The 22,309-nt window shown below is 68.6% G+C and carries 19 protein-coding genes and 1 pseudogene; 7 read left to right on the forward strand and 13 right to left on the reverse strand.

What is annotated here, in order from left to right:
* The first annotated feature begins 185 nt into the window (after positions 1 to 185).
* The 4 genes from QH276_RS18435 (at position 186) to erm (ending at position 7,114) form a co-directional block, all read left to right on the forward strand.
* Positions 186 to 2,219: a serine/threonine-protein kinase gene (locus QH276_RS18435; RefSeq protein ID WP_432278799.1), complete on the forward strand. Its 2,034-nt coding sequence runs from the start codon at positions 186 to 188 to the stop codon at positions 2,217 to 2,219.
* Between the two features lie 52 nt (positions 2,220 to 2,271).
* Positions 2,272 to 4,077, forward strand: coding sequence for a hypothetical protein (locus QH276_RS18440; RefSeq protein ID WP_280400339.1), 1,806 nt, complete (start codon positions 2,272 to 2,274; stop codon positions 4,075 to 4,077).
* 334 nt (positions 4,078 to 4,411) lie between these two features.
* Entirely contained in the window at positions 4,412 to 5,938 is a 1,527-nt protein-coding gene (locus QH276_RS18445) for an MFS transporter (RefSeq protein ID WP_280400340.1), read from the forward strand.
* Positions 5,939 to 6,286: 348 nt separating this feature from the next.
* Positions 6,287 to 7,114, forward strand: coding sequence for a 23S ribosomal RNA methyltransferase Erm (erm, locus tag QH276_RS18450; protein WP_280400341.1), 828 nt, complete (start codon positions 6,287 to 6,289; stop codon positions 7,112 to 7,114).
* A gap of 68 nt (positions 7,115 to 7,182) precedes the next feature.
* Here the strand turns inward: erm and thpD are convergent, their stop codons facing one another.
* The 11 genes from thpD to QH276_RS18505 all read right to left on the reverse strand — a co-directional run bounded on the left by thpD (position 7,183) and on the right by QH276_RS18505 (position 18,609).
* Positions 7,183 to 8,052: an ectoine hydroxylase gene (gene thpD, locus QH276_RS18455; RefSeq protein WP_280400342.1), complete on the reverse strand. Its 870-nt coding sequence runs from the start codon at positions 8,050 to 8,052 to the stop codon at positions 7,183 to 7,185.
* Positions 8,053 to 8,070: 18 nt separating this feature from the next.
* Entirely contained in the window at positions 8,071 to 8,466 is a 396-nt protein-coding gene (locus QH276_RS18460; protein WP_280400343.1) for an ectoine synthase, read from the reverse strand.
* Positions 8,467 to 8,479: 13 nt separating this feature from the next.
* The gene (gene ectB, locus QH276_RS18465) at positions 8,480 to 9,739 is read right to left on the reverse strand and encodes a diaminobutyrate--2-oxoglutarate transaminase (RefSeq protein ID WP_280400344.1); all 1,260 of its coding nucleotides are present in this window, start codon (positions 9,737 to 9,739) and stop codon (positions 8,480 to 8,482) included.
* Positions 9,739 to 10,383, reverse strand: a complete 645-nt coding sequence (gene ectA / locus QH276_RS18470; RefSeq protein ID WP_280400345.1) for a diaminobutyrate acetyltransferase — start codon at positions 10,381 to 10,383, stop codon at positions 9,739 to 9,741. The genes ectB and ectA overlap by 1 nt, the downstream gene beginning before the upstream one ends.
* 72 nt (positions 10,384 to 10,455) lie before the next feature.
* A complete protein-coding gene (locus QH276_RS18475; RefSeq protein WP_280400346.1) occupies positions 10,456 to 11,550 on the reverse strand; it encodes a sensor histidine kinase in 1,095 nt (364 codons plus the stop codon).
* 3 nt (positions 11,551 to 11,553) lie between these two features.
* Positions 11,554 to 12,264 carry a response regulator transcription factor gene (locus tag QH276_RS18480; protein WP_280400347.1) on the reverse strand — a complete coding sequence of 237 codons (711 nt, stop codon included), beginning with the start codon at positions 12,262 to 12,264 and terminating at the stop codon, positions 11,554 to 11,556.
* A gap of 161 nt (positions 12,265 to 12,425) precedes the next feature.
* Positions 12,426 to 12,731 (reverse strand): hypothetical protein, encoded by a 306-nt coding sequence (locus QH276_RS18485; RefSeq protein WP_280400348.1) that lies wholly within the window; start codon positions 12,729 to 12,731, stop codon positions 12,426 to 12,428.
* Positions 12,732 to 12,932: 201 nt separating this feature from the next.
* Positions 12,933 to 13,988 carry a PP2C family protein-serine/threonine phosphatase gene (locus QH276_RS18490; RefSeq protein ID WP_280400349.1) on the reverse strand — a complete coding sequence of 352 codons (1,056 nt, stop codon included), beginning with the start codon at positions 13,986 to 13,988 and terminating at the stop codon, positions 12,933 to 12,935.
* Between the two features lie 187 nt (positions 13,989 to 14,175).
* Complete coding sequence (locus QH276_RS18495) at positions 14,176 to 15,549, reverse strand: FAD-dependent oxidoreductase (RefSeq protein WP_280400350.1); 1,374 nt, start codon at positions 15,547 to 15,549, stop codon at positions 14,176 to 14,178.
* Between the two features lie 145 nt (positions 15,550 to 15,694).
* A complete protein-coding gene (locus QH276_RS18500) occupies positions 15,695 to 17,236 on the reverse strand; it encodes a flavin-containing monooxygenase (protein ID WP_280400351.1) in 1,542 nt (513 codons plus the stop codon).
* 296 nt (positions 17,237 to 17,532) lie between these two features.
* Positions 17,533 to 18,609 (reverse strand): SDR family oxidoreductase, encoded by a 1,077-nt coding sequence (locus QH276_RS18505; protein ID WP_280400352.1) that lies wholly within the window; start codon positions 18,607 to 18,609, stop codon positions 17,533 to 17,535.
* 121 nt (positions 18,610 to 18,730) lie between these two features.
* On the opposite strand from QH276_RS18505, the gene QH276_RS18510 reads away from it, so the two are divergent.
* On the forward strand, positions 18,731 to 19,381 hold the full coding sequence (locus QH276_RS18510; protein ID WP_280400353.1) for a TetR/AcrR family transcriptional regulator: 651 nt from the start codon (positions 18,731 to 18,733) through the stop codon (positions 19,379 to 19,381).
* Here QH276_RS18510 and QH276_RS18515 read toward each other — a convergent pair.
* Positions 19,373 to 20,254: a TIGR03621 family F420-dependent LLM class oxidoreductase gene (locus QH276_RS18515; RefSeq protein ID WP_280400354.1), complete on the reverse strand. Its 882-nt coding sequence runs from the start codon at positions 20,252 to 20,254 to the stop codon at positions 19,373 to 19,375. The two genes, QH276_RS18510 and QH276_RS18515, sit on opposite strands and share 9 nt — an antisense overlap.
* 120 nt (positions 20,255 to 20,374) lie before the next feature.
* Between QH276_RS18515 and QH276_RS18520 the strand changes: the two genes are divergently transcribed.
* Together QH276_RS18520 and QH276_RS18525 are read left to right on the forward strand one after the other, a co-directional pair.
* Positions 20,375 to 20,683, forward strand: coding sequence for a hypothetical protein (locus QH276_RS18520; protein ID WP_280400355.1), 309 nt, complete (start codon positions 20,375 to 20,377; stop codon positions 20,681 to 20,683).
* Between the two features lie 307 nt (positions 20,684 to 20,990).
* Positions 20,991 to 21,383, forward strand: coding sequence for a DUF779 domain-containing protein (locus QH276_RS18525; protein ID WP_280400356.1), 393 nt, complete (start codon positions 20,991 to 20,993; stop codon positions 21,381 to 21,383).
* 17 nt (positions 21,384 to 21,400) lie between these two features.
* Here QH276_RS18525 and QH276_RS18530 read toward each other — a convergent pair.
* A pseudogene (locus tag QH276_RS18530) lies at positions 21,401 to 22,138 on the reverse strand (aldehyde dehydrogenase family protein); the annotation flags it as partial.
* Positions 22,139 to 22,309: the final 171 nt, after the last annotated feature.

Raw genomic sequence — 22,309 nt, forward strand, 5'->3', positions numbered from 1 at the left:
GGTCCCGGGCCGACGGCCCTAAACGACTCGCCGACTACGCCGCCGAATTCCCGTAAGTGCGCGACCGTCCGCTGCCCCCGTATCTCTTCTACGTGTAATACCACCCGCGCCGCCGCGCCGGCCGGCGCGTCGACCCAGCCGAGTACACCGCCGAGTATCCCGAACACGCGCCACAGCTGGCCGAATTGCTCGCCACCGGCGAATACCGGAGTACCAGGTTCGGCAGTACCGCGGCCACCGACGAGGTAGCCGTACAGCAGCTCGAAGCCGGTACCCGGATCGACGATTTCGATCTGCTCACGTTGCTCGGCCACGGCGCCTTCGCCCAGGTCTTCCTGGCCCGGCAACGGACGATGCAGCGGCTGGTGGCGGTGAAGATCTCCGCCGATTCCGGCACCGAACCGCAAACGCTGGCCCAGCTCGACCACGACTACATCGTGCGCGTCTTCGACCAGCACGTACTGCCGCAACCGCGGCTGCGGCTGCTGTACATGCAGTACGTACCCGGCGGGACGCTGCTGAATGTACTCGCCCGGGTCCGCGGAACCGCGCCGGCCGGACGCACCGGCACACTGCTGCTCGACGCCGTCGACGAGGTACTCAGTGCCAAGGGCGAGATCCGCCCTGCCGAATCGGCCGTCCGCACCGAGATCTCGCACCTGTCCTGGCCGGAAACCGTGGCCTGGCTGGGTATCCGGCTGGCCCGCGCCCTCGACTACGCGGACCGGGCCGGTGTGCTGCATCGCGATATCAAACCGGCGAACATCCTGCTCACCGCGGAAGGGGTGCCGAAACTCGCGGATTTCAACATCAGTTTCGGAGCCAATGTGGCGGGTTCGAGCCCGGTGGCGTATTTCGGTGGCTCGCTGGCCTATATGTCACCCGAACAACTCGCCGTGATCCATCCCGCTCTGCCGGACACGGCCGCGGACCTCGACACCCGCAGCGACCTCTACGCACTCGCCGTGGTGCTGTGGGAACTGCTCACCGGCCACCGCCCCTTCGACGACACCGCCGCGGCGACGGACCCCGCCGGCGGGCCACCCGAAACCACCACAGACCACCCCGTAACCCTCGGAACGGCAACCGCCGGTCCACCCGACGACACCGCCGCGGCACCGGCACCCGGCCACGCCGAGGCGGCGCGACCGGCCCCGGAACACCGGGCACCGGGCGACCGCACCACCCTCGACGCCATGCTCGAACTGCGCCACCGGGGCGCCCGTTCGCTGCCCTTCGCCGACCTCCCGCCGGATTGTCCGGCCGCCCTGCGCCGCACGCTGGTGCGCGCCCTCGATCCCGACCCCGCGCGACGCTGGGCGCACGGTGCCGATATGGCCCGGCAGCTGCAGATCTGCCTGGATCCGCGGGCCCGGGAGCTGGTGGATCCCCCGGCGGCGAGCCTGCGCCGCCGGGCACGGATCCTGCTGCATCCGATCATGTTCCTGGCAATCGCGGTCCCGAACGCACTCGCCATCTGGTACAGCTATTACCACAACCGGATCCTCATCATCGACGACCTCGACGACCGGGCGCACGACCTCTTCCAGCGCGTCGCGACGATCACCTACGGCCTCGCGTTCCTGATCGGTTTCGCCGTGACGAATATCCTCATCGCACATCTGTGGTCGGTGCTGCGCGGACTCCGGCACAACCGGATATACGACGCCGCCACCCTGGCCCGCACCCGCCGCGACACCCTGCTGCTGAGCAGCCGCACCGTGCTGACCTGTTTCGTGCTGTGGGCGATCACCGGTATCGCGGTGCCGGTCACCGTGCAGGCCTCCGGCAGCACTCTGGGCGTGGCGGCGTCGGCGCATTTCTTCGGTACCCAGATCGTCTGCGGCGCCATGGCGATGGCGTATCCGTACTTCCTGGTCGGCGCTTACGCGGTGCGGTCGCTGTACCCCGCGTTCCTGCCGCTGGGCGGTCCGGTGGGCGCCGATATCGGGCAGTTGCGCGCACTGGATCGGCGCAGCACCTACTTCCTGCTGCTGGCCGCGGCGGTCCCGCTGCTCGGCGCGGCGGGTGCGACCTTCCTGCCCGGCGCCGAGGTCGCCCGGGTACTTCCGGCGTTACGGGTGCTACTGCTCGGCAGCGCACTCGCTTTCGCCGGGGTGTACCTGCTCTTCCGGACCCTCGAACGCGATATCGCCGCCCTCGCGCGGGTGGTCGTCCCGTTCGGCCCCCGCGCGACGGATCCGGCTAGTACGGTATAGCCACCGCATTGCTGCGGGGTGAATCGGAGCGGTGGGAAAGGCGGGGCAGGATATGCACGATCCGGTATCGTCGGCGACCGGATTCATTCCGTCGCAGGCCGATCGGCACGCGCCGGTGGCCGGGGCCGGTCAGCTACCCAGATTCCTGCGGGGTGGCCGTCGTGATGCCACACCGTTGCTGACGGGGCTGCCGCGCGCCGCGGCCCGGCCCGGCACCCTCCCGGCGCCCCAGCGCCGCCCGTTGGCCGCCCGCTACCGCAGCGCCGACCCGATCGATGTCGACGGTGCCGTCGTGTACCCGATGTACAGCGAACAGTTGCCGGCGCCCGCGACAGCGCTGACCATCACCCTGCTCTCCGCCACACCACCGGCCGGGCTGGCCGGAGTCGGGATCGGGTTGTCCGTCCTCGACGGCTGTATCGAACTGGACCATCGGCAGCTGACCGGGGTCGATATCTGGCGCGACGCGCTCGAACGCGGCATAACCTTCGATCTCGTCGCGCACGCACCGGGCGCGCTGTTCGCGCTCACGCCGGTCTGGTCGAACAGCGCCGGTGAACCGCAATCGTGGTCGGGTAACTACGGGATCGTCGTCGAACACACGGAGACGGGCCGCACCGTGCTGTGGTGCAGTATGGGTGAGGGCCCACCCCATTTCACCGACCTCGTGATCGAGATCCGCAGCACCCCGCTCGATCCGCATCCCCAGTTGTTCACGCCCGGGGCCGTCCCGGTGGTGTCGACAGCCGGGGAACGCCCCGGCAACCGCCATCGCCGGCCGGATTCCGGCGCGGCGCTCCCCGGCGAGACCGACCCCTGGGCCGCACACTACGAACCGGCCGTGGATGATCCCGGCACCGCACTTCCCGTGGTCGAATTCCGTACCGCCGGCGTCCGCGGCGATGCGGGAACAGTACCCGCCGTACCCGATTTCGCAACGCCCCCGGCAACCGGCTTCGAAAGCATTCCCCTGGTGGCCGACCGGAATTCGATAGACGCCACGCCCACTCGCGGTCCGGTGTCCGCGGAGGACGACGGTGATGACCAGGGCATTCCCTGCAGTTTCGCCGATATCGATCTTTCCGCGCCGGCACCGGCCGGCGCACCGGACGCCGCCATCGTCACCGGACCCGCGGCGGCGAGCGCGGCGATAGACGACTTCACGGGCTACGACGACCCCTTGACCGGCACGGCGGTGCTGTCCCGTATTCAGGACAACGAGTCTCGGGACACGGCTACCGGAAACGGCTGGGCCGCAAGCCCGGAACTCACCGGGCTGGTCCCGGTGATCCGCGACGCCGGCATCACCGACTACGGCGCGGAACCACCGCGCCGGCGCGCGGCTCCACCCGAGCACCCGGCACACCCCTCCCCCATCCCATTGCTTTCTGGACAGCAGAACCCGGCCGGCCCCGGCCCGCGTGACGACCAGGCACTCGTCGATACCCTCGCCGACAACTCGCTCGCCCCGATACCCGCCGGCGACCCGTCCCCCGCGGCCGCGGATATCGACCTCGACCGGCTCCATTGCCTCGGCGCGGTCGCCCACGCCCAAGGCGACGACGACCGTGCCCATCTGCTGTGGACGCGGGCCGCCCGAGCCGGTCATCTCGGCGCTATCTATGACCTCGGCGCGCTGTCGCTGCACCACGACGATCCCGAAGCGGCAGAGCACTGGTGGCGGATCGCGGCGGGCCGGCGCCTGATCTCGGCCATGGCTGATCTGGCGGCGCTGCTGGAGGACCGCGGCGCCGTCGCCGAGGCCCGGATGTGGCGGACCCAAGCCGTAGCCGAAGAGGTCATCGCGACCGCCGCCCGGCCCTCCCCCGCCGAATCACTCACCGGAACACAGCGCTGACACCCGCCGGGCCGGAAAATCGGTGGAATCCGTGGCCCTGTTCGGTGAGGATATCCGCAACCACCCGGATCACCGAGCCTCCGCCCGGGCGGTCCGGGCCGCAGCCGGAACCCGCGGCGAAACGCTGTCTCGCGCGTAGGCCCTGATCCGCGGACGCTTCCGGCCACGGAACCTGGGCCGGGTGCACCGCGTCGTCACAGCGAAGCGGGCCGGACGGCTGCCCTCCGACAGCGCCGGGCCCGTGCTCCGATGAGTTTCGCCGGCGACCGGCGTCCAAGGTGATACGTGCCCGCCAGGTCACTTGACCTGAACCATTGTCGAGGTTGTTGAGTTCATGAGTATGGAAGCCCCGAACCGGCCCGCCGAGGACCTCCGGACCCGCCTCGACCTCGCCGACCCCACTGTCCGGACATTCGCCCAGCTCCTGGTGAACGTTCTGCTCGTCTCCTTCATCAACTTCACCGTGTGGTTCGGGATCACGTTCTTCGTGTATCTGCAGACCCGGTCCGTATTCGCCACCGGCACGATCGCCGGGATCTTCCTGGTCGCCATGGCCGGGACCGGAGTGTGGTTCGGCAGTATCGTCGACCACCACCGCAAGAAAACCGTGATGCAGGCGTCCGCGCTGGTCTCCCTCGGGATCTACGCGGTCGCGCTGCTGTTCTACCTGATCACGCCCGCCGCGGAATGGCGGGACCCGGCTAGTGTCCGGCTGTGGCTGCTGATCGTCCTGCTGATGGCCGGGGTGATCACCGGCGGACTGCGCACGATCGCGCTGCCGACCGTGGTCACCGCAATGTTCGAGGCGCGGCACCGGGATCGGGCCAACGGCCTGGTCGGGACGACCTCCGGGCTGTCGCAGCTGGCCACCTCGGTCGCCAGCGCCCTGCTGGTGGGCTGGAACGGAATGCTGGGTGTGCTGGTGATGGCCGTGGTCGTGCTCACCGTCGCCGTCGTGCACCTGCAACGCCTGGCCCTGCCCGATACCCTCGCCCGGGCCGCCGCCGCGGGGGAACCGAAGCGTGTCGACCTGCGCGGTACGGTCCGCATCATTCGCGGTATCCCCGGAATGATCCCGCTGATCGCCTTCACCGCGTTGAACAATCTGCTGTTCGGTGGCCTGATGGCGCTGATGGACCCGTACGCGCTGTCGATGATGTCGGTGCAGGCCTGGGGCATCATCTGGGGTGGCCTCAGCGCGGTGATGATCGTCGGCGGGCTGCTGGTCGCCCGGGTCGGCACCTCGTCGAATCCGGTGCGGCTGATCCTGCTCGTCAATCTCGCGTTGTGGGCGGTCATGGTGGTGTTCCCGCTGCGGGATTCGGTGCTGCTGCTGGTGGCTGGTATGGCGGTGTTCATGGTGCTCATGCCGTTCGCCGAAGCCGCCGAACAGACCGTCCTGCAGAAGGTCGTCCCCTTCGAGCGGCAGGGCCGGGTCTTCGGATTCGCGCAGAGTGTGGAACAGGCCGCCGCACCGCTCACCGCATTCCTGATCAGCCCGCTGGCGCAGTTCTTCTTCATCCCGTTCATGACCGGCGGCCCGGGAGCCCGGTGGATCGGCGACTGGTTCGGCACCGGGGAAGCCCGCGGGATGGCGCTGGTCTTCGTCCTGCTCGGCATACTCGGGCTGCTGTTCACGGCATACGCCCTCGGCAGCAGGCACTACCGCAACCTGAGCCGGAGCTACCGCAGCAATCCTGCCGCCCCGGCCCCGGAGCCGGCCGCGGCGGTCACCGGCGGTACCGAGGACAACGGGCAGCCGGCGGCGCGGATCGTCCTGCTGCCGGACACCGGGCCCGCCGTCGTCACGCCGGATGAACAGTGCGAGGTCACCGAGCGTGTACCGGCCGCCACTCGATGACTCCGCGGTTCCCTCCGGCTCCAGCCTCCGAAAAACCCTTGGACGGGAATGCCGAATTTTCCCTAAGGTGACCGGCATGGGAACTTTGTGCATCGGCGGAGTGTGCGCGGGCGACGCGTACATCATCCGCCCGCGCACGGCAGCTCGGACTCTGCCGGCGCACCCCACACTCCGCTGACCAAGCGGCCGCTGAGTCCCCGCCCCGGGACTCACCGGCCGTAGATGTTTCCGGTCCCTCGACCGGTCACTCGTCGCGTTTTCTCGGCGCATTCCGCGCCGCTCACTGCCCCGGCATGGGTCCGGGCGAATCAGCGCACCTCGATTCGGCCCACTCCTTCGGAGGAACCCATGTCCCGCCCGCGTTCTCGTATGCCCGCGACCCGCAAACGGCTGTCGCAGAATTTCTTGACCGACCCGGCTACGGCCCGGCGGATCGTTGCGGCCTCGGATATCGGCCGCGGCGATCTCGTGCTGGAGATCGGCCCCGGCGACGGTATGCTCACCCGTCATCTGATCCGTCGCGCCGGGCATGTGGTCGCGTACGAGAAGGATCCGCATTATGCCCGGCGGCTTTCCGCGCGATATGCCGCGGACGACCGGATTCGCATCGTGAACACCGATTTCCGTGCGGTCCGGCCGCCGGCGCAGCCGTTCGCCGTGGTCGCCAACATCCCGTTCGGCGCGAGCACGGATATCGTGCGCTGGTGCCTCGCCGCGCCCCGGCTCACCTCGGCCACCTTGCTCACACAATACGAATTCGCCCGGAAGCACAGTGGCGATTACGGGCGCTGGTCCAAATTGACCATCACCCATTGGCCGGATTCGGTACCGGCGCTGGGCGAACGGATCGGCCGGGACGAATTCTTTCCGGTGCCGAAGGTGGACGGGGCGATCTTGCACCTCGTGCGCCGCCGGGTCCCGCTGCTCCCGGCACGCTGCGGTCCGGAATACCGCAGGATGGTGGAACTGGGCTTCTCCGGGGTCGGCGGATCACTCGCCGCCTCACTGCGGCGCGCGCATCCCACCCGGGCCGTGACCGCGGCCTGCGCGGCCGCCGGTATCGCCACCGACCTTCCCGTCGGGCTGGTGCCCCCGGCGGCATGGCTCACGCTGTACCACCGGCTTCACGATACCGGGAAGCCGGAACATCACCGGCCGGCTCCACGGCGCCATTGATCCGGACACGACAACGGGGACGAACCCTGCCGGATTCGTCCCCGTCGCCATGGGGCGGGACGTCCCTCCTATACCGCCGTGTATTCGCGGCTGGCGATATAAGCCGGCCGGCGCGCCGGTGCGGCGAAAGGCTCCTCCAAAGTGTTCTCCACACTGTTGAACACCAGGAAGATATTCGACCGCGGGAACGGCGTGATGTTGTTCGCCGACGCGTGCATGATGTTGGAATCGAACAGCAGCGCCGACCCGGCCGGGCCGGTGAACTGCTCGATCCCGTACTTATGGGCCAACTCGGTGATATCGGCCTTGCTCGGTACCCCGATCTCCTGCTCACGCAGCGATTCACGGTAGTGATCGGCCGGTGTTTCACCCTGGCACGGCACGAACGTGCGATGCGATCCGGGCATCACCATCAGGCTACCGTTGTACGGGTAGTTATCCGTCAACGCGATGGACAGGCTCACCGCCCGCGGCGCCGGCATTCCGTCCTCGGCGTGCCAGGTCTCGAAATCGGAATGCCAGTAGAAACCGGTGCCGAATCCGGGCAGGTAGTTGACCCGGCTCTGGTGGATGTACACATCCGAACCCAGAACCTGGCGGGCCAGATCCGCCACCCGCGATTCGCGCACCAGCTCTGCCACCGCCGGGCTCAGCTTGTGCACCTCGAATACCGAGCGCACCTGCTGCGACGTCTTCTCCACGATGAGCCGGTCGTCACCCCGCAAGTCCGGATCGTTTGCCAGCCGCTCGATCTCGGCGGCGTATTCCGCCACCTCCTCGGGGCTGAGCAATCGATCCAGAATCGCGTAACCGTCGGTATCGAACGCAGCCAGCTCCGCGTTGCCGATCCGGCCCCACACCGTCGCGTCGTGTCGCTCCTGCAGCGGCAGCGGCTCGGCGGTTCTGGTCGGATAGCGATCGATCCGATTGTGTAACAACGTCGTTCGTCCTTCCTCTCAGTCGGCCGGAACGGCGATCAACGGATAAACGCCGTTCTCGTCGTGCACCTCCTGCCCCGTGACAGGAGGATTGAACACGCACAGCATCCGCATCCGTGTCCGTGTCCGCACCTCGTGCTTCTCGTGTCCGTCGAGCAGGTACATCGTGCCCGGGGCGAGGTCGTAGGTGCGGTCGTTCGTCAGGTCGGTGAGGGTGCCTTCGCCCTCGACCAGCCAGACCGCTTCCACATGATTCTGATAGTGGAAGACGTGGGTGGTGCCGGCTTCGATGGTGGTCTCGTGGAACGAGAAGCCGACCCCATCACCGCCCAGCACGATCCGCTTGCTCCGCCAACCTTCGGCACCCACATCGCGGCTGGTGCCGGTGATCTCGTCGGTGGTGCGTACGATCATTCTGGTTTTCCTCTCAGCTGCAGACGGTTTCGACGGCATCACCCAGGATGCGCAGACCGTGGTCCAGTTCGTCCTCGGTGACGGTCAGCGGCGGCAGCAGTTTCACCACTTCGTCCGACGCTCCGGAGGTCTCGGCCAGCAGGCCACGCTCGAACGCGACCTGGCAGACCTTGCCCGCCTGCGAGGCGTCGTCGAAGACCAGGCCGTGCACCAGGCCGCGACCCCGAGTGGAGATTCCCGGTACGGCCACGGCGATATCGTTCAACGCCGCGGCCACCCGCTTACCCTTGGTGCCGGTGGACTTCTCCAATACATCATCGGACCAATACTGCTCGAGCGCCACCCGCGCCGTCACGAAGGACGGATTGTTACCACGGAAGGTGCCGTTGTGCTCACCCGGTGACCACACATCGTGTTCCGGCTTGAACAGCACCAGCGCCATCGGCAGGCCGTAACCGCCGATCGACTTGGACAGGGTCACGATATCGGGGGTGATCCCCGCAGTCTCGAAGGAGAAGAACGGGCCGGTACGGCCGCAGCCCATCTGCACATCGTCGACGATGAGCAGGATGCCGCGCGCGGCGCACAGCGAGGCCAGGTGGCGCAGCCATTCGGCGCGCGCCAGATTCACGCCGCCCTCGCCCTGTACGGTTTCCACGATCACGGCGGCCGGACGGTCCAGGCCGGACGACGAATCGTCGAGCACCCGCTCCATCCACTGGAAATCCGCGGTGGTGCCGTCGAAGTAGCCGTCGTAGGGCATCGGCGTCGCATGGTTGAGCGGCACACCCGCACCCGCACGCTTCATCGCGTTACCGGTCACCGAGAGAGCGCCCAGCGTCATTCCGTGGAAGGCGTTGGTGAAGCTGAGGATGGTCTGCCGGCCGGTGACCTTACGGGCCAGCTTCAGCGCCGCCTCCACCGCATTCGCGCCGGTCGGCCCGGGGAACTGCACCTTGTAATCCAGGCCGCGCGGCGCCAGCACGGTATCGCGCACGGTTTCCAGCAGCTGCCGCTTGGCCACCGTGGACATATCCAGGCCGTGGGTGATGCCGTCGCCGGCGAGATAATCGATCAGCGCCGATTTCAGCAGCGGATTGTTGTGGCCGTAGTTCAATGCGCCCGCGCCGGCGAAGAAATCGAGGAAATCCCGGCCGTTTTCGTCCCGCAGCCAGGCGCCCTGCGCGGTTTCGAAAACCGTGGGCCAGGAACGGCAGTAACCGCGGACATTGGATTCCAGGTCGTCGAAGATCGTCGTTTCAGGGGTAATCATCAGTGATCCCTTTCGTTTTTGCGGGCGATCGGGGAGATGGTGTAGAGGTCCTCGGCGGCGTGACTGTCCGGGAACACATCCGGTTCGAACAGGACGCTGCGCACCATATCGGCGCCGCGGCGGCGGGCCAGCGAGGCGAACATGGCGATCGAGGCAGGGTTGTCCGGGGATACGGTGGTTTCCAGCGCGTTCACTGCACCGCCGGCCGGGTGGCCGGGGGCGGTCACGGTGGCGACCAGCCAATCCAGCATGGCGACCCCGGTGCCGCGGCCACGCTGATCGGCGTCCACGGCCACCTGCCAGACGAACAGGGTGCCGGGCGCATCGGGTCTCAGGTAGCCGGTGACGAAGCCGACCACGCGGCCGTCGCTTTCGGCCACCACCGAGGTGGCGGCGAAATCCCGGCACCACAGGAGGTAGGAATAGCTCGAATTGACGTCCAGAACCTGCGACTCGTCCGCGATCTGCCACAATCGCGCGGCGTCGGTGATCCGCGGTGCGCGCAGGCTCACGCCGGTACTGGCGGGCTCCGCATCGGTTGCGGCGGACGAACCGGCGCCGGCGGCGGTCTGGGTGCCGGCCGAACCGGCGGTTTGCGTGCCGGTCGAACCGGCGGTCTGCGGTGACTCAGTATGTAGAGACATACAACTCCGATGTCTGCTTGCAGTACTTTCCCAGGCTTACGAACCAACTTTGAGGTAGCCCGGTCGAGTTTTTTACGGTTGTGTTACAGGCTGATGACGCCCCTCTCGCTCGATGGCAGGAAGCCGGATGACGAAACGGGCGCCCCCACCGGGGCGTTCCGTACATTCGACCCGGCCGCGGTGCGTGGCCACGGTCTCGGCGACGAGCGCCAGACCGATACCGGTCCCGCCGGTGGCGGAGCGGCGGCCGCTACGGGAAGTCGCGAAACGTTCGAAGATTCGGTCGCGGTCGGCCGGCGCGACTCCGGGACCGGCGTCATCGACCTCGATGACCGCCTCGTCCCCGTCCCGCCGCACCGTCACGGCCACGGCGCCTCCGCCGTGGCGGTCGGCATTTTTCAGCACATTCAGCAGAGCGCGTTCCAGTTCGAGTTTACGGCCCAGCACGGTGACGGGGTCGGCCACGGTGAGCAGCTCGGCCGGCCGGTGACTGTCACGCAAGGTGTGGACCAGCAGATCCCCCACCGAGACGGGATCTACGTCACCGTGATGCATACCTGCCTCCACCCGCGCCAGCGCGAGCAGATCGTCGAGCAGGCGGCGCAGATGTTCCACTTCGGCACTCACCAGGTCCAGCGCCCGGCGCGACCGCGGCGGCAGCTCGTCGCGAGACCGCTCCAGCACCCCCACCGCGGTGGTCAGGGTGGTGAGCGGGGTGCGCAACTCGTGGCTCACATCGCCGAAGAGCCGGTGTTCGCGTTCGATCCGCCGCTGCAGCGACTCGACCATCCGGTTGAAGGAGGCGACCGTACTGGCAAGATCCTGGTCATTGCTGTCCGGCAATCGGGTCTCCAGTTCGCCCGAGGCGATGCGAGCGGCCGCCTCAGCGACATCACGCAGGGGTTTGAGCATCCGGCGGCCCACCCAGACCCCTACGGCGGCACCGACGAGGGCCGCGGCCAGCGCACAACCGGCCAGTAGGGCCGGCCGATTGTGCAGCCGTTCGCCGAATGTCCGGTTCTCATCGCTGACCACGGCGAATACCGCCAGGACGAGAACCAGCGCCATCAGACCGGAGGACGCCGCGAAGGCGGTGGTGACCCGGCTGCGCAGGCTCCAATGCCCCGGATCGCGGTCGACCCGGGCCGTGCTCGCTACGGTGACCATCGTTCAGCGCTGTACGTCCAGCCGGTAACCGAGGCCCCGGACGGTGACCACGATCCGCGGATCGGAGGGGTCACGCTCGATTTTGGTGCGCAACCTGCGCATATGGACGTCCACGATACGTTCGTCACCGAAGAAACCGCGGTCCCATACGCGTTCCAGCAGCACGTCGCGGCTCAGGACCCGGCCCGGCGCGTCGGCGAGTTCGCACAGCAGCCGGAATTCGGTGATGGTGAGGTTGATTTCTTCGTCGCCGCGGCGGACCGCGCCGCCCTCCGGCGACAGGATCAGCGGTGCGGCCGGGTCGGCGTCCAGGACCACCTCGATGGGTGCTTCACGTTCGACCACCAGCCGCGCCCGCCGGCGCAGGGCACGCATCCGCGCGGTGATCTCCTTGATTTCGAACGGTTTGGTGACGAAATCGTCGGCACCGGCTTCCAGGGCGGCCACCACGTCGTGGGTGTCGTCCCGGGCGCTCACCACGATGATGGGCACATCGTGATCACGGCGAATTTCCCGGATGCAGGTGAACCCGTCCATCCCGCCGAGCATCAGATCGACGATCATCACATCGGGCACGCCGATCGTCCGCAGATGGCTGAGCGCGGCCTCGGCTTCCTCGGCCTCCGCGACGTCGTAGCCTTCGTCCTCCATGGCCAGGCGTAACGCACCCCGGACCCGGTCGTCGTCTTCAACGATCATCAGGTTCGCGCTCAATTTTTCAATCCCTTGCAGACACACGTGGCGTGCCGCGGCGCGGGTTTCGCATCCCCAAACCGACGCGACAGCCCGCTACTCAGTTTTCTCGAGCAACCTTCCGGCTATACGGATAGCCGGATAGCCCGCAAAGTAAACCCCCGGAGTGAAATGACTCACTGTCAGATATCGCGCGCGTGCTCCAGGCGGAAGAAATTGCTCGGGGTGCCGTCCGCACGGAGTTCCTGGTAGCGGAAGCTCAATTTGCGCGCATCGAAGGTTGCGAACCAGTCGGCCCAGCTGACCGGCTGCAGCACGGCGCCGCCGTAGTGCGGGAAGTCCAGGCGCAGGACGCCCACTTCGCCGTTGTACTCACTACCCGGCGTGGTCGCCGGATTGGCACCGCGCCGCTGGGCCCACTGGCGGATGACCTCATGATTCGTGGTGACCATGGTTGTTCCGGGAGCGGCGGAAAGGCCACCCTTCATGACGAACCTCCTTGCGGTAGGTGCGTACGTACTCACCCTGTGCGGCCCCGCTGGCCACACCGGCTTTCCGGACTTGTACCCGGCTTCGCACTCTTGCAAACACAGCGGACACGCAGATGTCCGCGTGTCCGCACCGCCCGAGCGACCGCCGATTCACCGGCCGGCCCGATTGCCCGGAATTAGCCCACTCCGGGAAATTCCTCACCTGCCGCCGGAAATCGGCGCCAGAGCCACCGTGATGTTATCGCTGCCGCCGCAGACGACCGCGTAATCCACGAGCGCGCGTGCGCCCTCTGCGGTGGGCACGCCGAGCGCGCGCTGCGCCAGCTCGACCGGGCCCGGCAGATAGTTCCACAGACCGTCGGTGCACAGCAGCAGGGCGCCCGGGCCTTCCACGAAATAGGTGCGAATACTGTCCCCGGACCAGGGCTGCTGCCCGGCGTCGGCACCCAGCCAGCGCATCAGGGTGTGCGCGCGGGGATCGGCCATGGCGCTGCGCTCGTCCATGGCGCCGGCCTCGATGAGCGTCTGCGCCCACGAATCGTCCACCGTGAGCTTCTGCGGTCCGGTCAACGGGCCGGGGTGCCCGGGGCGGGCGGGCTGTTCGACCGCGGTCTCCCCCGCGGCCAGCCAGTACGCACGGCTGTCGCCGATATTCGACACGGTGACCGAGACCCGGCCGCAGTCCTCGGTGCGGACGATGGCCGACACGTAGGTGCACGACGGCGCGTCCCCGTCCGGGCCGACGAGATTACGCACCGCCTCGGAGGCGGCCGCCATCCCCGCGGCCGTCGCTTCCTCGGCGGTCCGGTCGGAGGCCAGCGCCGCCAGGCAGGCATCGACACCGGTCCGCGCGGCGGTTCCGGAGGCGGCCTGGGGATCAGGGGAGGAGGAGACACCGTCACAGACCACCAGCACGATGGTCTCCGGCTGTCCGCTGTCGTCGGGTACCACCGCGGCCGCCACCGCGTCCTCGTTACGGGCATGCACGATGCCGCGGTCGGTCACCAGGCCGGCCACGCCGAGATCGGCCTCGAATCGGTCCTGGAGCCGGTGCGGGTGATCACAGACCGGGCACCGCGGGCCCCGCCCCTGGGTGCCGCAGTGCACGCAGACCACTTCGGCGAGCGCGTCGTCGGGCAGCGCCACCCGGTGGATGCCCGGCGCCACGGACTGGCGCGGCACGGTGCGTTCCTGCGCCGCGGCACGGCGGCGGGTGTCGAGAGTGTCCCGGATCGCCGGCATGGGTTCGGTCACCGCGTCGAGAATGTCACCCGGTTCGCCACCCCCGGCATTCACGTCCCGATTCATCCGGCCGCCGCCCTCACCAGTCGTTTCCGGCGCCCCCCGACCCGGATCTCACGAGTCCGCACACCGCCCCCCTTCGTTCGACCCGTTCCGTTCTGACGATCGAGGATAGTACGCGGTGCCCCGGCGAACATGATCATCCGCGCTCCTCTACCGCCCGCACGGCTTTGCGTGCCGCCACCAGCACCGGATCCCAGACGGGCGAGAACGGCGGGGCATAGCCGAGATCCAGTGTGGTCATCTGCGCCACCGTCATGCCCGCGGTCAGCGCGACCGCCGCGATATCGACCCGCTTTCCGGCGCCCTCGCGCCCGACGATCTGCACGCCGAGCAACCGCCCGGTGAGCCGTTCGGCCAGCATCTTGACCGTCATCGGGGCCGCGTCCGGATAGTATCCGGCGCGGCTGGTGGATTCGATGGTCGCGGTGACGTACTGCAGACCCGCCGCCCGGGCGTCCTTCTCCCGCAACCCGGTTCGCGCCACCTCCAGATCACAGACCTTGCTGACGGCGGTACCCACCACCCCGGGGAAGGTCGCGTAGCCGCCACCGATATTGGCGCCGATGATCTGGCCGTGTTTGTTCGCGTGGGTACCGAGTGCGATATGGCGGCGCATCCCGGAAACGAGATCGAGCACCTCCACACAATCGCCGCCGGCCCAGATATGGTCGTGGCCCTGTACCCGCAGGGCCGAATCGGTCAGCAGCCCACCGTGTTCGCCGATCGGTAGCCCCGCGTCCCGGGCCGGACCGGTTTCCGGGGTCACCCCGATCCCCAGCACCACCACATCCGCCGGATACTCGCTGTCCCCGGCCACCACGGCGCGCACCCGCCCGTCCCGGCCGGTCCGGATCGCGGTGACCTCGCGCTCGCCGGCCACCCTGACGTCCAGGCCGTCCAGCGCCGTCCGCACCAGGGCTCCCATATCGGGGTCCAGCGTCGACATCGGTTCCGCGCCGCGGTGCACGACGGTGACGTCGAATCCGCGGCGGATCAGCGCCTCCGCCATCTCCACCCCGATATAACCGGCACCGACCACTACGGCGCGCCGGCCGGTGGTCGCGGCCAGGGTCGCGATGAGTGCCTCGCCGTCGTCGAGGGTCTGCACGCCGTGCACGCCCGGCGCGTCGATACCGGGCAGCCGCGGCCGGATCGGCCGGGCGCCGGTGGCGAGGACGAGTTGGTCGTAGCCGGTCCAGGTTTCGGCGCCCGTCGCCAGGTCGCGACTGCGTACACGGCCGCCGGCGATATCGAGTTCGACGACCTCGCTGCGTAACCGGACATCGATATCCCGGGCCCGGTGCTCCGCGGGGGTGCGCGCGATCAACTGGTCCCGTTCCCGGACCTGACCACCGACCCAATACGGGATTCCGCAGGCGGAGTACGAGGTGAAATGCCCGCGTTCGAAGACCACGATCTCGAGGTCGCCGGCGTCCCGGTACCGGCGGGCCTGCGCGGCCGCCGACATGCCGGCCGCATCACCGCCGACGATCACCAACCGCTCGGTCATAGGACCAACTTACCCAGCCGGCCGCCGATCCCCGCGGTAGCACCGCCACCTCCGACGCCGGGCCCGGCAACGCGGCGTCGACCGGACCGTGTCCGGAACCACCCGCCCGGTCCGGCACGACGACCGAATACCGATATCGGGCGGGTCAGGCCGACCGCGATCCGATCAGCGGGAGCCGGCCCACGGCGCCGCGGGCCGGAGCACGGGAACCCGTGATCTTCCGGCCGTCGCGGTCGGTGAAGGTCAGGATGCCGTCTTCGATGGGGCTCTTGCGCAGATAGGCGCGGTCCCGGAAGTAGCTGTTGACCACCTTCCACGGCCCGCCGGTGCCCTGGCGCGGCATCACCGAATCGCCGCGCTGGATATAACCGGAACTGAGCGCGCCGCCCATCACCGAGACCTCGGACCGGTCGGTATCGCGGGCGTTCACCTCGAACCGCGTATAGCCGCGGTCCCGCATCCGGTTGAGCACCTTGCAGAAATATCCCGCGGCCAGATCGGCCTTCAGGGTCCAGGAGGCGTTGGTGTATCCGAGCACCATCAGTGCGTTCGGCACGCCGTCGAGCAGCGAGCCCTTGTACATGACCCGGTCGCGGGTCACCACCGGTTCGCCGTCCACATCCAGGGTGGCGCCGCCCAGGATCTGGATGCGCAGCCCGGTGGCGGTGACGACGATATCGGCCTCGATCTCTTCGCCGGAGGAGACGCGGATCCCGTTCTCGGTGAAGGTGTCGATGGTGTCGGTGACGATCGAGGCCTGTCCGCGGCGCAGCGCTTTGAACAGATCGCCGTCCGGCACCACGCACAGCCGCTGATCCCACGGCGCGTACCGCGGGCTGAAATGCCGCATCTCGATATCCGGGCCGACCGCCAGCCGCACCCAATTCAGGAACAGTTTCCGCGCCAGCGCCGGTTGTTTGCGCGACAACTGGTAGCTGGCCTGCTGGACGGCGATATTGCGGGCACGGCCCACGTGGTAAGTGAGACCGGCGGGGGATTTGACCTTCGTCAACCCGACCGCGACCGGGTCCTCGGCGGGGATCGAGGCGATATACGTCGGCGACCGCTGCACCATCGTCACATGCGCCGCCGCGTCGACCATGGACGGCACCAGCGTGATGGCGGTGGCGCCGCTGCCGATCACCACGACCTTCTTGCCGCGGTAGTCCAGATCCTCGGGCCAGTGCTGCGGGTGCACGATCTGCCCGGTGAAGTTCTCTTCGCCCGGGAACGACGGCCGGTACCCGTTGTCGTAGTCGTAGTAGCCGGTGCAGCCGACGAGGAAGGAACTGGTCCAGGTCTCCTCGGTTCCGGTTTCCTCCTCGACGGCCCGGACGGTCCACCGGTTGTCGGCACTCGACCAGCTCGCCGAGACGACCTTGCGCCCGAACCGGATATGCGGGGTGACGCCGTATTCGTCGGCGGTCTCCTCGATGTACCGGCGGATCCCGGCGCCGTCGGCCAGCATTTTCGTGCCGCGCCAGGGCCGGAAACCGTAGCCGAAGGAATACATATCGGAGTCGGACCGGATGCCCGGGTACCGGAAGAGGTCCCAGGTACCGCCGATGGCCGTCCGGCGTTCCAAGATCGCGTAGCTGCGCCCGGTGTTCTCCTTCTCCAGGTGACAGGCCACGTCGATACCGGACAGCCCGGCACCGATGATCAATACGTCGACATGCCGCGTCATTGCGTTCCTCGTCTGTTCGTGCCGGGGTCGTCGTCGATCCTGACAGACACCTTTTACCTGTAACTTAGGGTACCTGATATCGACGCGAGCCGGCGCCGACGGTCCGATCGACAACCCAGGTGGCGTGATATATACCTCAATTCTCCACGCCGACTATGACGAGCGATCCCCCGGACGAATTCGGGCGCGGCCCAAGCGGTTCCGGGCCGCGGGCCCGGCGCCCCGCACGACTCCGGCGGACCAGAGCGCCGAGGGCGATCACCACAGATGCCACCAGCACGACAACCTCCTCGACGTCACGACCGGGCCGAGACGGCACGACCGGACACCCTCGCCGCCGGTCCACCCGGCCGGGTCACGACGCCGTGCCGCAGCAAACTCTCGGCGGTGTCGCGGATGGTCTCCTCGACGGGCCTCATGGACCACCCCAGTTCGCGCCGGGCGCGCTCGGCACTCACCCGTTCGACGCGCCCCAGCGTCGGGACCGTCAGCCGCAGACCCCGGTCGAAGAGTGCCACGGCACGGACCAAGAGATCGGGCAGTGGCCTGGTCGGGACCTCGAAACCCTGCGGGCCGTACTCCGCAGCCAGGATTTCGGCCATCTCCCCCATCCACAGATGCGCACCGGCACAGAGGAATCGCTTCCCGGCCGCCTGCGGCGTCTCCAGCGCGAGCCGGTGCGCCACCGCGAGATCCCGCACATCCACCGGCGACCAGCCCACTCGCGGCACCCCGGGCGCCGCGCCGGACAGCAGCCGCCGCACCGGTTCGTGCGAGGTACTCACCTCCGGGCCCAGCAGCGGGCCGAGCACCATCCCGGGATTCACGACGACGAGCTCGAACCCGCGGGCCGCGGGCAGCGCGCCGGCGAAGTCCCATGCGGCCCGTTCCGCCAGCGTCTTGCTGCGCTGATACGCCGGGCTGCGCTCGACGACGGTCCAGTCGGCTTCGGTGCGGACGGCATCGTCGCGGTGCCCGTGCGCGATGGCGGCGAGCGAGGAGGTCACCACGACGCGCCGCACGCCGGGTTCGTCGGCGCAGGCCCGCAGCACGCGCAGCGTGCCGTCGACCGCGGTCCGGATCAGCTCGCCCTCGTCCCTGGGCGGCGCGGCCGGAAAGGGTGAGGCGATATGCAGCACCTGCGCGCAGCCCGCGACCGCGGCGGCCCAGCCGTCGTCGCGGGTCAGATCGGCGGCGACGAACTCCAGTTCCGCGCCGGTGCGCGCGGCATGGTCGGCCAGATGCGCCCGCTTCGTCGTATCGGCGAGATCGCGAACCGTCGCGCGCACGGCATAGCCGTGCGCGAGCAGTTCGACAATGACGTGCCCGGCAACGAAACCCGTCGCGCCGGTGACCAGTACTCGTGTGTTCATCTCCACCTACCCGGTTCGGTCCGGCGCCCGTCTGAACGCCGCTCAGATTATCTAAGCACTGCATAGATTCGCTGTCCAGACCTATTTCCGCTACCCACCGGACCTCACATACCCTCAGTACGTGACCCGGACCTCCTACCATCACGGCGCCCTCCGCGACGCCCTGCTCACCGCGTGCCTGCGGCTCATCGACACCGAAGGCATCGCGGCGGTGAGCCTGCGCCGGGTCGCCCGGGAAGCCGGTGTCAGTTCCGGGGCCCCCTACCACCACTTTCCCGACCGAGCCGCGTTACTGGCAGATCTGGTCACCCAGGGCTTCCGGCTGCTCGCGGACCGGCTCACCGAAGCGCGTACCACCGCGGATTCGCCGGCGGCCGCACTCGTCGCGATGGAACAGAGCTACATCCGGTTCGCCCGCGACGAGCCGGCATACTTCCGGCTGATGTTCCGCCCCGAGCTGTCGCAGCCGGAGAAACACCCCGAGGCCCAGGAGGCGGGCGAGGCGGCGTTCGGGGTACTCGCCGCAGCCGTCGACGACTGCGTCGCCGCGGGCGAGTTGTCACCCGAGAGGGCCGAAACGACGGTGCTCACGGTCTGGGCACTGGGCCACGGGCTCGCCTCCCTGTGGCTCGACGGGCACCTCGACAAACGCGCCACCCTCCTCGGCACCGCCCCGGCCACGCTGGTGGATTCGGTACTGGGCGGACTCGGCGGATTCCTCGCCGCGGCGGCCCCACCCGGGGCCGGCGACGCGGGCGACGGCTCACCGTAGTTCGGCGATGACCTCGGCGAAGGTCTCCAGATCGGGTTCCAGCACCGTGATGTAGCCGAAGCCGAACCTTTCCCGGTTCGCACGCAGCCGGTCGGCGAGTTCCCGCGGGCTGCCGATGAGCACCGTGGGTAGCTCGTCCACCGCGGCGAGCACCTCGGGCTCCAGCGCCGGGCCGTACTTGTCGAGGAGCTCGGCACGGCGCGCTGCCGGGGCCACAGTCTGCACCAAGATGTTCAGCTCCACCTCCGGGGCGCGATCCCCCAGCGCCGCCCGGACGAAACGGACGCGCTCGTCGATCTCGGCGAGACCGGCCAGGCGCAGCGGACCGGCCGCCGTGGTCGCGGCTCCGGTCAGCGCCACCACGGAGGCGTAGCGGGCGGCCAGAGTCAGCAGCCGATCTCCCCAGCCGCCGATGAGCAGCGGCGGACCACCGGGCCGGGCCGGCCGCGGCTGGTACGCGGGATCCGCGAACAGCTCACGCAGGGTCCGTATCGTCTGCTCGAGCTGGGCGACCCGGCTCGCACCGGACCCGAACGGTATGCCCGCGGAATCGAATTCGTCGCGGACATAGCCCGCACCCAGGCCCAGCTCCAGCCGGCCCGCGACGAACCGGTCGGTCCCGGCGACCTCCCTGGCCAGCAGGACGGGGTTGTAGAAGGGGGCGTTCAGGACGAAGGTGTTCAGCCGTACCCGCTCGGTGTTCTCGGCGGCCAGCACCAGCGCCGGAAACGGCGGCGCGAGCCCGAGGTGGTCGGCCACCCCGATGACGTCGTAGCCCAGCGCTTCGGCCCGCCGGCATTTACGCACCCATTCGTCGCGCGCCTGCGGAACACCCATATTCACGCCGAACCGGAATTCCTGCGATGAACTCATCCTTCCTGCATACCGCGCCCGGTCGGATTGCGCCGCGTGTCACACGGCGCGTCATCGGACATAGGGTGGGTATGTCCCGGACAGGCGCGGCGCCTGTCCGAGCCACCAGGAGGATTGTCGATGAACGCCACGAAAGCCGGGATCGGCCTGATGATCGCGGCTACCGCGCTCGCGCTGGCAGGTTGCACCGAGATCGAGAAGGCGATGAACAAAGGCGGCGATACACCGTGCCGCGAGTACGTGGAGCAGGATCAGGAAACCAAGCGGATCACCATCACCAAGTTCCTCGAGGAACAGCACGGACAGCAACCGACCGGCACGAACGTGGACCTGTCCATGGCCGCCGTCGACGGTCTGTGCACCGTTCAGGCCAACGCGGACACCCCCATCGAACGCGCCGATCTGGCCGGTATCTTCATCCGGAAGTAGCGGACACCGCGGCTCTCCGGCGGTGGTCGCCGGCCTCGGCCGGCGATTCCGGATCGTCTTTGCGATTTTCGCCATACCACAACCGTTTTCGCCCGGCCATAGACGCCCTCTCGTGCCGGCACACGCGATACGCAAGAATGTGTTCGCAAAAGTGCTGGCGAAGAAGCGATCCGGATACCGGGCTGCGGCGAGCCGGGATCGGTGCGCCCGGCCGGTGCCGGCGCCGGAGACTATGTGCGAGGAGCGAAATGTTTCATCCGATCGGTACGGTCGCCCCGCGGTACCGCGGCACGGCACGGAGTTCCTGATGGCCTATCGCAGCGACCGGGTGGCGGTGACCGACCGGGCCCGCAACGCATTACGCGAGTTGATCGAACAGCACGGCCCCATCCTGCTCTACCTGCCCGACGACGACACCGCCGAACCGGCGCCGCGGTGGCTGCCCATCCGCGATTTCCGGGCCGCCGAGGGCGATACGCTGTTCGGGCGCCTGGCCTGGCATACGGAACTGTGGATGAGTGCGCAGGCCTATACGCGTTTCGAACGCGACCACCTGACCGTGGATGTCCCCGCCGACGCCGGTCCGGTACCCGACGGCGCCGGCCGACCGGCGGAATCGGCGGTGTTCTTGTTACGCACCCGCCGGCTCAGCGCGACCGAGGCCGCCGCGCTGGCCGCCCGCAAACGCGGCCGGGGCTGAACACCACCCGGCGTGTTTCATCGCCCGGGCACGAACTTCAACCCCCGGGCGATGGTCATCAGAACGCGTTGCCACAGCTCCGGCGGGATGAAGGGCGGCGGGTCCAGGTTCAGGTAGCGGGTGGTCACCACCGACTGGGGTTCGGTGAATTTCAGCAGGCCACCGGGGCCGTGCCGGCGGCCCACACCGGAGACGCCCATACCACCCATCGGCGCGGCCGTACTACCCCAGGCCGGGGCATACCCTTCGTTCACGCATACGGTGCCCGTACGCAACCGGCGGGCGATCCGTTCCCCCTCGGCCGTCGTCGCCGCCCATACGCTGGCGTTCAGGCCGTACTCGGTGTCGTTGGCGGCGGCGACCGCCGCATCCACGGAATCGACCGGATAGACGGCGACCAAGGGGCCGAACGTCTCGTCGCGGCCGCAGATCATCTCGTCGGTGACGCCGGTGAGCACGGTCGGCTCGAAGAACAGCGGGCCGATATCGGGCCGGGGCTTACCGCCGGTGAGCACCCGGGCGCCCCGGGCGGTGGCGTCGGCGAGATGCTCGGTGACGGTCTCCAGTTGCGCCGGTGAGATCAGCGATCCGATATCTGCCGAATTGTCGTAGGCGGCGCCCAGTTTCGCGGCTTCGACGGCCGCGACGAATTTCTCGGTGAACTCGCCGGCCACCGCACGTTCCACGTAGATCCGCTCGATGGAGATACACAGCTGTCCGGCATTCGAGAAACAGGCCCGCACCGCCGCCCGGGCGGGGGGGGGGGGGGGTGGGCGGCCCCGCCCCCCAAACACAGTTGTTTAACCCACCGAAAGGGGGGGTGGCCCCCCCACCCCCACCCCGCCGGTCCCCCGGCGGTGCGTTTCACCGGGCCGGCGACCGCGACCGCCCGCACCGCGCCGCTCCCGGGCTGGACCGCGAAGATC

The organism is Nocardia carnea, from assembly GCF_029869215.1.
In the GTDB taxonomy this organism is placed as follows: Bacteria; Actinomycetota; Actinomycetes; order Mycobacteriales; family Mycobacteriaceae; genus Nocardia; species Nocardia carnea_B.